13 protein-coding genes are annotated in these 13,685 nt (G+C 58.7%); 6 read left to right on the plus strand and 7 right to left on the minus strand.

Annotation, left to right across the window (positions count from 1 at the left end; all coding sequences use genetic code 11):
* Positions 1-391 precede the first annotated feature (391 nt).
* Entirely contained in the window at positions 392-1,255 is an 864-nt protein-coding gene (locus E1180_RS17500; protein ID WP_196220635.1) for an NmrA family NAD(P)-binding protein, read from the minus strand.
* A gap of 71 nt (positions 1,256-1,326) precedes the next feature.
* Here E1180_RS17500 and E1180_RS17505 point away from each other — a divergent pair, with 71 nt between their 5' ends.
* The 4 genes from E1180_RS17505 to E1180_RS17520 all read left to right on the plus strand — a co-directional run bounded on the left by E1180_RS17505 (position 1,327) and on the right by E1180_RS17520 (position 4,725).
* Complete coding sequence (locus E1180_RS17505) at positions 1,327-2,280, plus strand: LysR family transcriptional regulator (RefSeq protein WP_155193111.1); 954 nt, start codon at positions 1,327-1,329, stop codon at positions 2,278-2,280.
* Positions 2,281-2,420: 140 nt separating this feature from the next.
* Positions 2,421-2,774 carry a hypothetical protein gene (locus E1180_RS17510; protein ID WP_155193113.1) on the plus strand — a complete coding sequence of 118 codons (354 nt, stop codon included), beginning with the start codon at positions 2,421-2,423 and terminating at the stop codon, positions 2,772-2,774.
* Between the two features lie 252 nt (positions 2,775-3,026).
* Positions 3,027-4,079 carry a MaoC family dehydratase gene (locus tag E1180_RS17515; protein ID WP_283404567.1) on the plus strand — a complete coding sequence of 351 codons (1,053 nt, stop codon included), beginning with the start codon at positions 3,027-3,029 and terminating at the stop codon, positions 4,077-4,079.
* 37 nt (positions 4,080-4,116) lie between these two features.
* Complete coding sequence (locus E1180_RS17520; protein WP_208997213.1) at positions 4,117-4,725, plus strand: HD domain-containing protein; 609 nt, start codon at positions 4,117-4,119, stop codon at positions 4,723-4,725.
* Between the two features lie 14 nt (positions 4,726-4,739).
* Here the strand turns inward: E1180_RS17520 and E1180_RS17525 are convergent, their stop codons facing one another.
* From E1180_RS17525 to E1180_RS17535, 3 genes are all read right to left on the minus strand, one after another.
* Positions 4,740-5,984, minus strand: a complete 1,245-nt coding sequence (locus tag E1180_RS17525) for a L,D-transpeptidase family protein (protein ID WP_208997214.1) — start codon at positions 5,982-5,984, stop codon at positions 4,740-4,742.
* 329 nt (positions 5,985-6,313) lie between these two features.
* A complete protein-coding gene (locus E1180_RS17530) occupies positions 6,314-7,273 on the minus strand; it encodes an acetyl-CoA carboxylase carboxyltransferase subunit alpha (protein WP_155193116.1) in 960 nt (319 codons plus the stop codon).
* Between the two features lie 206 nt (positions 7,274-7,479).
* Complete coding sequence (locus tag E1180_RS17535; protein WP_208997215.1) at positions 7,480-8,310, minus strand: DUF3108 domain-containing protein; 831 nt, start codon at positions 8,308-8,310, stop codon at positions 7,480-7,482.
* 347 nt (positions 8,311-8,657) lie between these two features.
* On the opposite strand from E1180_RS17535, the gene rpmB reads away from it, so the two are divergent.
* Positions 8,658-8,954: a 50S ribosomal protein L28 gene (rpmB, locus tag E1180_RS17540; RefSeq protein WP_155193117.1), complete on the plus strand. Its 297-nt coding sequence runs from the start codon at positions 8,658-8,660 to the stop codon at positions 8,952-8,954.
* Positions 8,955-8,971: 17 nt separating this feature from the next.
* Positions 8,972-9,655 (plus strand): queuosine precursor transporter, encoded by a 684-nt coding sequence (locus tag E1180_RS17545; RefSeq protein ID WP_155193119.1) that lies wholly within the window; start codon positions 8,972-8,974, stop codon positions 9,653-9,655.
* Positions 9,656-9,667: 12 nt separating this feature from the next.
* Here E1180_RS17545 and E1180_RS17550 read toward each other — a convergent pair whose 3' ends face one another.
* From E1180_RS17550 to cobS, 3 genes are read right to left on the minus strand one after another with little or no spacing between them, the layout of a single operon-like run.
* Positions 9,668-10,711, minus strand: a complete 1,044-nt coding sequence (locus E1180_RS17550; protein ID WP_208997216.1) for an esterase-like activity of phytase family protein — start codon at positions 10,709-10,711, stop codon at positions 9,668-9,670.
* Between the two features lie 27 nt (positions 10,712-10,738).
* Positions 10,739-12,658 carry a cobaltochelatase subunit CobT gene (gene cobT, locus E1180_RS17555; protein ID WP_155193122.1) on the minus strand — a complete coding sequence of 640 codons (1,920 nt, stop codon included), beginning with the start codon at positions 12,656-12,658 and terminating at the stop codon, positions 10,739-10,741.
* Between the two features lie 7 nt (positions 12,659-12,665).
* Positions 12,666-13,652, minus strand: coding sequence for a cobaltochelatase subunit CobS (cobS, locus tag E1180_RS17560; RefSeq protein ID WP_155193129.1), 987 nt, complete (start codon positions 13,650-13,652; stop codon positions 12,666-12,668).
* Between the last annotated feature and the right edge of the window lie 33 nt (positions 13,653-13,685).

Below are 13,685 nucleotides of genomic sequence, written 5' to 3' on the forward strand. Positions count from 1 at the left end.
TGGGCGGGACCCGAGGGTAGGCCGCATGATCCGCGTGGGCACTTCGGAAGCGGACGGGCGTTCGGCGGTGGCTGGTAACAGCCTGATACGCGTCTGTTCGATGGCCGGGGATGAAGCCCATGAGAAAAAGCCCGGGCGGGGCGTGACAGCTTTTGCCGAAGAAACAATTTAAACAAGTGGCGCAAGGCAAAGCCTGCTGCGCTCCGCCGCTCCTGTGCCAAACGGGAGCCTTTTTGAACCAAACGCCGGAGGGAAACCTCGCGGCGCTTTAGGTGCTGGTAAGTGTCCAGCTGGTGTTGTCTGGTGCTTGTTCCGGTCTGATCAGAAGATCAATCGGCGAAAGAGCGGCCCGGACGGCCGCTCTTCAAGCACCAAAAATCGGGCAACACGATCAGGCAACGAGCCTGTCGACAAAGGTTTCAAGGTCAATCGAACCTTTGCGGGCGTTTTGATCGGTGAAAACAATACGGCCGTTGTTGATGTTTTCATGCATCTCGGCGATTGCGTCAGCCGATTGCGGGGACAGACCGTTCTGTGTCAGCGTACCGATCCAGGCTTCCTGCGGGACAGGCACCGCCGTGATGGTCCGGTTCAGGGACTTGGAGAGTGCGGCCGCAACATCTTCGGCAGAATATTGAGCCGCGCCTTTCAGCTCGATCACACGGTGCGCGACGGAAGGCGGGGTCATCAAGGCCTCAGCGATGGTCAGGCCGATATCCCGGGTCGCCACCATGTCGATCTTGAAATCAAGGGGCAGGATCATGCTCGGGAAGACATTTTCATGCTGAACCGCCGGCATCACATCCTGGATGTTTTCCAGAAAATATCCAGGCCGCACCGCGCTAAGCGGGATCGAGGATGCGATGAACAGCTTTTCCAGGTGAGCAACCGTGGAAATCGGGCCAACGCGATCCGCATGCTGCGCGCCGACGGAAGACAGGATAACCGCATGGGGCAGACGGGCCGCTTTTGCAGCTGCGACGATCGATTCGGCGCGCTTGCGGCTATCGCCGAGAAAATCCGCACTGGCCAAGTCCGGCGGCAGCAGGAAATAGGCGCCGCTCGCCCCTTCGAGAGCCTGGGTCAGAGCGGCAGTGTCAAGAAGATCGGCAACGGCGACCTCCGCGCCCTTGGCCGTCCACGCGGCTCCTTTTTCGGCTGACCGGACGATCACGCGAACCGGCTGGCCCTGATCGAGCAACGTTTGAGCAACGACGGAACCTGTGTTTCCGGTAACACCTGAAATGACAAACATGATGCAATCTCCTTGGCTTGGGTCACTTCGATACCGCAAACCTAAGGACTGGCTTTGCATACTTCTAATGCATGATTTATATCTTATTCATGCGCCAGACAAATATTCAAAACATCGACCTCAATCTCCTGAAGGCGTTCAACGCCCTGCTGGAAACCGGGAGCGTCAGCAAGGCCGCCGATCAGGTGAACCTGTCGCAACCGGCCATGAGCCGCGCCCTCAACCGGCTTCAGCATGTCATCAAGGATCCGCTCCTGGTCCGGTCCGGGCGCGGCATGGTGCTCACGCCCCGCGCCGAAGCCCTCCAGGCACCCGTTCGGGACGCCTTGGCGCAGGTCTCCGCAGTGTTCGCGCCGCAGGTCTTCGATCCGTCCAAGGCGGAGGATCATTTCCGGATCATGGCTCCGGATTATCTGGCGCAAAGCCTGCTGCCGCCGGTGCTGGGACAGGTGATCAACCTGGCCCCAGGTGTTGAGATCGACATTGAAAACCTGTCGGCAGCCGGGGTTGCCCAGATGTGTGAAGGGAAAGTCTCGCTTGGCTTCGGCGTTGTGGAAGACGGCCCGGTGCTTGAAAATGTCGCCAGCCAGGCGCTTTTCCAGGACCGCCAGGTCTGCCTGATGCGAAAGGGTCATCCCCTCTTGAAAAGGGAGTTGACGCTGGAAGCTTACGCCGGCGCTTCCCACGCCTTGCTCAGCATCACGGGCAAAGGCGGGGGCCGGGTGGACACCGTTTTGGGCGAACATGGGCTAAAGAGACGGATTGCCCTCAGGGTTGCGCATTTCATGACAATCGGCGCCGTGATGGCACCGACGGACCTGATCATGACCGTCCCGGAAATGCTTGCCAGACAGGTGATGAGTGACGCGCTTGAAATCGCGCCTTTACCAATGGAGCTGGGGCCCTCGCTTTTCAACGTCTCGCAGATTTGGCATGAGCGCTTCACCAAGGACCCGGCCCACCAATGGCTCCGGCGGATGATCAAGTCGGCCTGTCAAAATCAGGCTGCGTTCGCGGCACCCTAAGGCCGGTGGAAACATGATCGACCAATCCCGGCCGCATAGCCTCACCGTTGAACCGGATGGGACGGGCGCTACCTTCCTGGTCAACCCGATTTTGATGATGACCGCGCGGGAAAGCCGCTCTGACCAAGAGGCAGCACATTATGAGACCCCATCTGGCAATTGCCGGCAGTCTGTTGCTGGCCGTTCTTTTCGCAGCAGCCCCCGCCGATGCGAACACACTGACAGCGCGGGAAATCCAGGCAGAGATGCTGAACAAGACCATCGTGACCCGCAAATTCGGCATGCGCATCACCATGCGCTACATGCCGGGCGGAGTCGTCTCCGCAAGGGCCCTTCTTGGATCGGTTGACGGCACCTGGCGGGCACGCGGCAACCAGATTTGTTCGACATTTCCGAGCGGCCCGGCAAAAGGCACCAGCTGTGTCAGCTTCAAACGGCTTGGCGATGGGCGCTATGAAAGTTCCGAAGGCGTCCGCTTCCGGGTCGTCGATTAACGGTGTAATGGGGCTGCAAGTATACGGCCTGTCTCTTGTCCGTTTCCACCGGAAACCTGCTGGGACAAGGGTAGTCCGGTTCCCCGATCGTCTTGCCGAGACTTGCAGATAACGGGCGCCCCGTCCTGCGGGCTGACCGGCTTGGCACGGAAAATCCGGCCTTCCCTAAAGGATCGGCAAAACGTCTCACTTGCTTGTGTGCGCTGCACGCGGCTAAATCTGCGTCATACAATTGAAAGGCGGGAGGCAGCGGTGAGCAAAACCAGTTCGGGTAATTTTTTCGAGGACTTCCAGGTTGGGCAGGTCATCCGCCACGCCACGCCGCGCACGGTTACAAGCGGCGACCAAGCGCTCTATACGGCCCTCTATGGCCCCCGCTTTGCGGTCCAATCCTCCGACGCCTTTGCAAAGGCCCTTGGATATGCCCATGCCCCGGTCGATGATCTTCTGATCTTCCATATCGTTTTCGGCAAGACCGTCCCCGACATCTCCCTCAATGCGGTTGCAAATCTGGGCTATGCGGGCGGCCGTTTCCTGGCTCCGGTCTATCCCGGTGACACGCTCTCAACCGTTTCCGAGGTGATCGGAAAGAAGGAAAACTCCAACGGGCGCACCGGTGTCGTCTATGTCAGGTCCACGGGCTACAAGTCCGACGGCACCGAAGTCCTCGACTATGTCCGCTGGGTGATGGTGAACAAGCGCGATGCCACAAGCCCAGCGCCCGATCCAGTTGTTCCTGAATTGCCCGCAGCCCTCGATCCCCAGGCGCTTGGCAGTGCGGTACCACTGCTCGATACAGCCAAATGGGACAACGACCTGTCCGGCGCGGACTACCGGTTTGCCGATTACGAGATCGGCGAGAAAATCAACCATGTCGACGGCATGACCGTGGAGGAAGCCGAGCATCAGCTTGCCACTCGGCTTTATCAGAACACGGCGAAGGTGCATTTCAATCAGCACACGGAAGCCCATAGCCGGTTCGGTCACCGGCTGGTCTATGGCGGCCATGTGATTTCAATTGCAAGAGCCCTATCGTTCAATGGCCTTGCCAATGCGTTCCATGTGGCCGCCGTCAACGGTGGCCGCCATGTTGGGCCGCTTTTCGCCGGGGATACGGTTTATGCCTGGTCCGAGGTGCTGGACCGGTCCGAGATTGAAGGACGCACGGATGTCGGCGCCCTGCGCCTGCGCCTCGTTGCGACGAAGAACAGGCCATGCGACGATTTCCCGGCACAGGATCACGAAGGCGCCTATCTGGAGAACGTCATCCTCGATTTCGACTATTGGGCCTTGATCCCGATGTGATGTGTTTTCGAGACCGGCAGAGCTGAGGGAGAGGGTGATGAAAACCGTATCATTCACACAAATGAAGGACGGAACCAAAGAGGACTACGACCTCCTGGCCAACGCGGAACAGCCCTATCACGCCTTGACCGCAGACCGGATTCTCGCCGAATTGCAGCGGCAGGGCGAGGACACCATGACCGGTTACAAGATCACCCGCATGGAACACGGCCTTCAATCCGCGACACGGGCGCTGAAAGACGGGGCGGATATCGACTGGATCGTTGGCGCGCTTCTGCATGATATCGGAGACGGGCTGGCGCCTCAAAACCATGACCGGTTTTCAGCGGAAGTCATCCGTCCATTCGTGCGTGAGGAAGTCGCCTGGGTGGTCGAGCATCATGGTATTTTCCAGATGATCTATTATGCCCACCACTACAACTGGGATGCGGACGCCCGCGACCGGTTCAAGGATCATCCGCACTTCAAAGCGTGTTCGGATTTTTGCGAACGCTGGGACCAGTCCTCATTCGATCCGGACTATCCAACTGAGCCCTTGGAGACATTCACACCGATGGTCCGGCAGGTGTTTGCGCGCAAGGCCTATGACCCCGCTGTGGTCAGGGAAGGTTACGCCGGAGGCTTGCCTCCAGCGCCTGTGCAGTAAATCCGAAAATAGACTTAAGGCTTGGCCGCCGGAACAGCCTCCGTTTCGATCGGGCCTATATTGGCTGAAGGCTTGTCCTTGCCACCAAAAGGCACAAGCCGGGAAAAGAAGCTTCCAGCAGCACCAATTGCGGATTGGTCTTTGGGGGCAAAAGCGGTTTCAACAGCTGCCCCCGGGCGGCTTGGCGCAGCTTCCGGTGTTGCGGCCGTTTCCACCGGTGTGCTCTGCGGAGCTGCCTGATCTACGGGTGCGGAGGTTACGGTTTCTTCGTCGGCCCCGCCGCCGCCGAGGACATTGGCAAACCGGTTGGAACGCTCTTCCCACCGTTGCTGACGCTCTTCGCGGGCATCAAAGCGCGCAGCCAGCATCTGGAATTTCTCGTCGTCCTTGCGCTGCTTGGCTGCGACTGCCGACGCAATCCGCGGATTCACTTCATATTGCGGACACTTGCCACTGGCCCGGAACGGCACGCCCTCTACCAGGGTAGTGGCATCGAACACATATTTTTTCTCGCAATGCGAGACCACCGGCGGGGTCTTCGTCACTTCGAAGTGGTCGTACCCGGTCTTGAGCATCTTCCAGAAATCGAGATGCTCGCTCTCACGGTGCTTGGCCATGTTTTCCGGCGTCATCCGGAACGGAAAGGCCTGAACCTGGAACGAACGCTGGCCACCCTTGAAGCTGTCGCGGGCCAGACCGTAGATATCCTGAACCTGTTCGTCGGTCATGGCATAGCATCCGCGGGACGAGCAGGCGCCATGGACCATCAAATGCGAACCGGTACGGCCATGCGCCCGGTCATAAGGGTTCGGGTATCCAAGATTAAAGGCCAGATGATAACTTGAGTTGGGGTTCATAAGGGCGGGCGTGATTTCGTAAAAACCTTCCGGCGCCTGGCGGTCCCCTTCCTTGAATTTCGGACCGAGTTTGCCGGACCATTTGCAGATTTCGAACTCTTCCAACAGTTCAAACTTGCCGGTCCGCGCCTGTTTCCAGACTTCGAGCTCGGATTCTTCCTTGAAGATCCGGATCATAATCGGAGAGGTCTTGCTCATGTTGAGATCGGACATCTTGCGCTTGATATCTGCGCTTACCGGCCGCAGGTGCTTTGGCCCAACACCATATTCGTCCGCCTGACAGGCAGCCAGAAAGCCTGCCAACAGAACAGCAGCGCCGATCTTTACCGCCCGCCGCTGCGAGCCGCGCGGTATGTCGTTATGCTTCATAGCTGCCGATTTCACGAAGCGCCAAATGGCCATGTGTCTATCCCAAACTCAATAGCGCATGCCGGATCCTGCAGATCTCCTGCAGAAGAATTACATCCGGCCCTAACGCTTCGCCCCGTTATTCAGGCTAAGGCAATGATGGTTGACGACAAGTTACTGCGCAAAGCGCATGGCTGCGATCAACAATTGAGTGATAGCAACAAGTATATCTACCGCTCAGAACGCATTACGAGCGCTTTGCGGCTTCAATGACGCCCAATTCTGGCCACACAATGGCAAAGGGCCAAGGAAAAACACGCAGAACGCCGGACGGTTTCGTCCGGCGGCAAATCAAAGGCCCAATCTAATGATCACAAGAAGATCTAGGAAAGTGTCCGGCCAATCGCGATGAACTTCTCGCGGCGCTGCTTCCGCAACTCATCCGAGGACAGCCCATCGAGTTCTTTCAGGGCTGATTCCACCGCGGATCCGGCTGCATCAATGACGATTTCACGTGCACGGTGCGCACCGCCAACAGGCTCGTCGATAATGCCGTCGATCACCCCTAGCTCTTTCAAGTCCTGTGCCGTGATTTTCAATGCAGTTGCCGCTTCCTGGGCCTTGGCACTGTCCCGCCACAAGATTGAGGCGGCCCCTTCCGGCGAAATGACAGAGTAAACGGCGTGCTCAAGCATCAGGACCTTGTTGGCTGTCGCAATCGCGATCGCCCCGCCCGATCCGCCTTCGCCAATCACAACGGAAACTGAAGGCGTGGCAAGGCCAAGGCCGACATCGGTGGATCGTGCAATGGCTTCAGATTGCCCGCGCTCTTCTGCCCCGCGGCCCGGGTAGGCACCCGATGTATCCACGAGGCTGATCAGCGGCAGACCGAACCGCTCGGCCATTTCCATCACACGGACCGCTTTCCGGTAGCCTTCCGGGCGGACCATACCAAAATTGTGTTTCAGGCGGGTTTCGGTGTCATGCCCCTTTTCCTGGGCCAGCACAGCAACGGACTGCCCCCGGAACCGGCCGATCCCAGCGATCATGGCATGATCTTCGGCAAACTTGCGGTCGCCGGCAAGCGGGGTAAAGTCCTCAATGAGGCCTGCGATGTAGTCAAGCGCGTGCGGACGGTCCGGATGCCGGGCAACCTGTGTCTTCTGCCAAGGGCTCAGTTTTCCATAAAGGTCTTTCAGTGTTTGCGAGGATTTGGTTTTAAGCCGGTCGATTTCACCCTCGACATTGACGGCTTCACCATCTTCTGCGGCGATAGCCCGCAATTCCTGGATCTTGCCTTCGATTTCCGCAACGGGTTTTTCGAAATCCAAATAGCTGTGCATTTACTCGCTTACCTGAAAGCGCCGGTGTCCAGGGAGGCACACCAGCGGGAATTTGGGTTCGGAATGCTCCTAAGCGCTCCGACAACACTTTGAGACCGGCTGTACCAAGAGACGCAAGGGCGCGCAAGCCTCAGCCCATCCTGCGCCGATGATGTAAGACGGTCCCGGCCCTATTGCAAAGGCAACCCGTCAATGTCCGGCAGGCGCTAGCGGGACGCCTGGTCGCTTCCCGTTCCGTCAATGTTGAGTTTTTTCGCTTCCACGACAAGACGGCCGTTTTTCGTTTGCATGGAGATTTTATAGGGCAAAAGAACGGTTTCCCGGCCCATGGGGGCAAGCCAGACCTCCATGTCTGCTTTGGCCATGTATTTCACCGACGCTTTTGAAGGGCGGTGGCCGGCGACAGGCACCCATTTGGCTTTGCAGACAACGACCGGGCCATCATAACCACGGCCCGAGACATCTTGGGTTCCCGCATAGCTCAGCTTGATGTCGAACCGGGTCCAGCCATCAAATATCGGGAGTTTCCGGGCACAGGCTTTCGGTCCAAGCGAATCCTTGGAGGTACGCACCGGCATCAGTGCCGCACTCAAGGGATCCATGGCATTGCGTTTGTGCCGGTTCGTCACCTTGATGCGTTCTGCATTTGGCTTGAATTTGGGCGCAGCTTCCGATGAGCGGATATGCCCTGAGCCTTGCGCGAGATTGACATAGAAATCGAGATTGGCGGCGTGAGAGGCCATCCGGTACTTGGATGGAACGACTTTGGAGCCAACCAGCCAGCCCGCGGATTCAGCCCCGCCCTTGCCGGTTGAGAACAAGGTCCCGATGCCGGCCGGTTCGAGGCCGACCTTTGCGGAATACGCATTGCCTTGCATGACCAGCGACAGGGTTCCGCGGCCAACCTTGAACCCGGCTATCGAGATCGAATAGAGGCCGCCGACACTGCTCTTTTTCGCCTCAACCGGCGTCACCAACAAAGCGCCTGCAATCACAGGCAAGGCGGCGAAGCGCCCGAGAGACAATAAACCAAACACTTTCAAAACCTCCGGACCGCCTTCTAAAGCAGCGAAATCGCGCCCCCGCGCCAAAGTGTTCCGTGGGAATCGACTGTAACACGATTTCCTCCGGCGAAACGCTGTCAATTTTTCTAAATTATGGTAACTCTCTGGTTAACGTTTTGCGGGTCTTTGGATTTGAGCACAGATTCTCGCCAAACCGGCGGAGATGTCTTGACGTTGCCGCCAGCACCCATTATAGCGGGGCAACTTTTTTCCGAGAATTGCCGGAGACGCCGTCGCCGGGCCCTCAGGTCCGCGCCGCCTTCGGTTGGTCTTGCTGGGTTCCATGTAACGGCCCAGCCACGAAAACAAAAGGTGATATCATGGCACGCCGTTGCGAACTCTCCGGCAAAGATGTGATGACGGGTAACAACGTCTCTCACGCAAACAACAAGTCCCGCCGCCGGTTCCTGCCGAACCTGTGCAACGTGTCCCTCATCAGCGACACTCTGGGCGAAGCTTTCAAGCTGAAAGTCAGCGCACATGCACTGCGCTCCGTCGAACACCGCGGTGGTCTCGATGCGTATCTGCTGAAAGCATCTGATGCGCAGCTGTCCGATGCGGCCCGCAAAATCAAGGTCAGCATCAAGCGCAAGCAGGCAGAAGCTGCTGCTGCTTAATCCGTAAAGGATTAGACATGACGGATACCCGGAGTTTCTCCGTGGCTCACTACGCCATCGCGGTCCTCGCGATGGCGCTTGTCGTTGTAGCCTCCAATTTCCTGGTTCAGTTTCCGGTCGAGCATGTCGTCGGCGGCATCAATCTGGCCGATACACTGACGTGGGGAGCGTTCACGTATCCGGTTGCCTTCCTCGTCACCGATCTGACCAACCGGCGTTTCGGCGCCAGTGCCGCCCGCCGGGTGGTGATCACGGGCTTCGGCCTGGCAATTGTCGTGCCCATGCTGTTCTGGACAGCCGATGAGGCCTTTACGACACCGCGCATCCTGATTGCGTCGGGAACGGCCTTCCTGGTTGCTCAGCTTCTCGATGTCACCATTTTCGATCGGCTGCGCAAACTCGCCTGGTGGAAAGCGCCGATGACATCGTCGCTCATCGGATCGGTTATCGACACGGTCCTGTTCTTTGGCATCGCCTTTGCCGCAAGCTTCGCCTTCATCGACGGCATCTTCGGCATGGAAGACGGCTCGCTGGCTTTTCCGGTTCCGTTCCTCGGCATCAGCGACGGCACGCAGTCCCTGTTATGGGTCTCGCTTGCCGCGGGCGACTTCCTTGTGAAGATGCTGGTCGCCGTGGCCCTGCTGGCGCCCTACCGGATTGTCCTAGGATATTTTCAGCCCACGCCAAAGGAAACTGCGTAGTCTTTTCCAGGCTTATCCATCCAAGCGGAACCGCAAAAAAACCGTTCGCTGAAGAAGCGAGCGGTTGTTGTCAGAGACCAACGTCAAGATGGTCTCGCCCGCCGCAGTCTGATGGACGGACATGGCTTCCATATTGTCAATTTGCGTGTTGAAATCGGCTTCGAGGATCAGCTGACCATCCAGCACCGCACCGGGCGTGAGCGCTTCTCCGTCAAACCGGCGCAGGCGCATGCCGATCAGATTGCGCAAATTGAACCGCCGCTCCATGAGCAGAAAATCGCCGTCCGGCAAAAACACGGCGTCCGTTGCGTCAAAACCGTCGCGGCGCTTGATGGAAAAGCGTTTCGTGCCGGTTGGGTCAAAGATGAACCCTTGCAAGTCATGGGCATCACTGGGCGAGGATTCTGCGACCGCGACCAGAGCTCCTTGAAGAGGGCCATCGGCCGGGGCCGCCGCCAAGGCCTCCAGGCCGGAGTTGCGCGGCAGGGAGCGGACGTCCTCCGGCAGCGCCAATTGCCCGACCATACGCTCTGAACCGAGCTGAAGCGGCCAAGGATAATGGTAGACCGCATTGCGGGTTTCGGCCGTTACATAAAGCTCCGGCTCGCTGAGCGCCAAAGCTTCCGTGTCATGTCCCCATCTGGCCCTGAGCGTCTTTCCGTCCGAACCGAGCAAGGGCGCAAAACGGACGTTTGATATGTCATCCGGACGTCCGTCTGGCCCTTGAGTGACGTCACCAGTGACCCAATGGCCATTGTCGGTCACGGCCAGAAACCGTTGCCCTTCATCCAGACTGACCAAGCCCGACAGGCCGCCAATTTTCCGGTCAGATCCGAGGATTTCCAATCCACCAAGAAAGGTGAGCGGACCAAAACGCGTCTCGGCGCTGCCAATATGGAAGGTCGGGATGGGCTTTGCCCGCACTTTGACGGGTTCGGCTTGGGTCAAAAGGTCTTGCGCGGCAGATGCCCCTGGAAGGCACGTCCAAACGAGCGCGAGGATGACCGCCGCAAGGACGTTATGAGTTAGGGGGTTGATGCTTGAGATCACCGGCACCCACCGCTCCATCACCTTGCCGCAGCCTCAGCGCCGGCCAGCGCGCCGGCGGCCACGGCCACCGCCACGTCCGTTGAAATCCTGAGGCACCTCGTCGTCAAACAGATCGGCCAGCTGGTCCGTCATGGCACCCGCCAGTTCTTCGGCATCAACGATCGTCACGGCCCGACGGTAGTAGCGGGTCACATCGTGGCCGATCCCAATGGCGATCAGCTCCACTGGAGACCGGGTCTCGATGTCCTCAATCACATAGCGGAGATGCCGCTCCAGATAATTGCCGGGATTGACGGACAAGGTCGTGTCATCGACAGGTGCCCCATCGGAAATCATCATCAAAATGCGGCGCTGCTCCGGACGGGCCATGAGCCGGTCATGCGCCCAAATCAGCGCTTCCCCGTCAATATTCTCTTTCAAAAGCCCTTCCCGCATCATCAGACCGAGATTGCGGCGGGCCCGGCGCCAGGGCGCGTCCGCGGACTTGTAAATGATGTGGCGGAGGTCATTGAGCCGTCCAGGGGACGGCGGTTTGCCCGCGCCAATCCAGGACTCGCGGCTCTGACCGCCTTTCCAGGCCTTGGTGGTAAAGCCGAGGATCTCGACCTTGACACCACACCGCTCAAGCGTCCGGGCCAGAATATCCGCACATGTCGCAGCCACAGTAATTGGCCGGCCGCGCATCGAACCGGAATTGTCCAGAAGCAATGTCACGACCGTATCGCGGAAATTGGTGTCACGCTCCTGTTTGAAAGCAAGCGGCGACATCGGGTCCGTGACGGCCCGGGTCAAACGCGCCGTGTCCAGAAGGCCTTCTTCCAGATCAAAGTCCCAGGCCCGGTTCTGCTGCGCCATCAACTTGCGCTGCAAGCGGTTGGCGAGGCGGGCCACGGCGCCTTGAAGATGGGTCAGCTGCTTGTCCAGGAACCCGCGCAAGCGGTCCAGTTCCGCCGCATCACACAGGTCTTCGGCAGTTGTGGTTTCGTCAAACTGGTGCGTGTATACCCGGTAATCCGTTTCAGGACGGTTGGACAACGACGTGTCCTTGCGGTCGCTTTCGCCTGGCTCATCGGAATCATCGGCCATGTCCTGATCGGCCATGTCCTCCATGTCCATTTCGGACGCTTCCGTCTCGCCTGCGTCCTGCTCTTCGCCGGACATGTCCATTTCCTGAGGAGGCGCTTCCTCCTGGCCGCTGTCTTCCTCGTTTTCGTCGCCGGTCTCAGCCTCGTCGTTGTTGCCCTGATCCTCGTTTTGATCAGGATCCATGTCCTCGTCCTGATCACCGATTTCATCAGCCATATCGAGGGATTTCAGGACATCGCGCAGCCTGGTTGCAAAAGATCCTTGGTCTTCGACTTCGGCTTCCAGCAGATCCAGCTCGGAGGACGCTTTCCCCTCAATCCAGTCGCGCCACATGTCGACGAGTTTTTCCGCACTTTGCGGCGGTTTTGCCCCTGTCAGTCTCTCGCGCACGATCAAAGAGAGCGCGTCCTGCAGGGGCGCTTCTTCGCGGCTGTTGATGTCAGGGGCGCCATTCTTGCGGAAACGGTCTTCGAGCATGGTTGCCAGATTGTCGGCAACACCCTGCATCCGCCGGGCGCCCACCGCTTCGCAGCGTGCCTGTTCCACAGCCTCGAAGATGGCGCGCGCGTCTGTTCCCTGAGGCATGTTCTTGGCATGCAGCGCCTTGTCATGACAGGCGATGCGCAAAGCCATGGAGTCGGACATTCCGCGGGTTACCGCAACTTCGCGCGCACTGACTTTGCGCGAAGGCTCCGGAAGCCGCGCCGACATGCCGCTCAGGCCAGGCCGGTCACCAGAGAAGATGACCTCAAGCTCGGCCTCTCCGGAAATGGCACGCATGGTGCCTGCAACCGACTGCTTGAGCGGCTCGGTGGACGGCGCGGGCTTGTTGCCCGGGACGGAATTACTGCCTGGCCTCGGCGCCATGGTACCCTCAGCTCATGACAACGTTGACGGCGGATTCCGGCAGCTCGTCGCCAAAGCAACGCTGGTAGAATTCAGCCACGAGCGATTGCTCCATGTCATCGCATTTGTTGAGGAAAGTCAGCCGGAATGCAAAACCGACATCCCCGAAGATTTCCGCATTTTCGGCCCAGGTAATGACCGTTCTCGGGCTCATGACGGTGGACAGGTCGCCATTTATGAAGGCGTTCCGCGTCATGTCGGCCAAACGCACCATTTTGGACACGGTGTTCCGGCCCTCGTCATTCTGGAAATGCTTCGCCTTGGACAGAACAATGTCCACTTCATTGTCATGCGGCAGATAGTTCAAAGTTGTCACGATGGACCAGCGGTCCATCTGGGCCTGGTTGATCTGCTGGGTCCCGTGATAAAGCCCGGACGTATCTCCAAGACCGACGGTGTTTGCCGTTGCAAACAAGCGGAAAGCCGCATGCGGGCGGATTACCCGGCTTTGATCGAGAAGGGTCAGGCGGCCGGATGATTCCAGGATCCGCTGAATAACGAACATGACGTCCGGACGGCCTGCGTCGTACTCGTCAAAGACAAGCGCGACGTTATGCTGATAGGCCCAAGGCAAAATGCCGTCCTTGAACTCGGTGACCTGCTGGCCTTCCTTGATGACGATGGCGTCCTTGCCAACAAGGTCAATCCTGGAGATATGACTGTCGAGGTTCACACGGATACAGGGCCAGTTAAGGCGCGAGGCAACCTGCTCGATATGGGTGGACTTGCCGGTTCCGTGGTACCCGGTCACCATCACACGGCGGTTATGCGCAAACCCTGCAAGGATCGCCAATGTGGTTGCCCGGTCAAACAGATAATCGGGATCGGGCTCCGGCACATGCTCTGACGGCGAGGAGAAGGCAGGAACCTTGAGATCCGACTTGAAGCCAAAAACCTCTTCAACAGAAATCTCGGTATCCGGCATGGCCATCGCCGCAGTCGTCGTTTCAGTCATCAGTCCTCCACAGTCCCGTAAACCGGGATGGGT

Origin of the sequence: Roseibium denhamense, assembly GCF_009711415.1 — a bacterium.
Lineage (GTDB): Bacteria > Pseudomonadota > Alphaproteobacteria > Rhizobiales > Stappiaceae > Roseibium > Roseibium denhamense.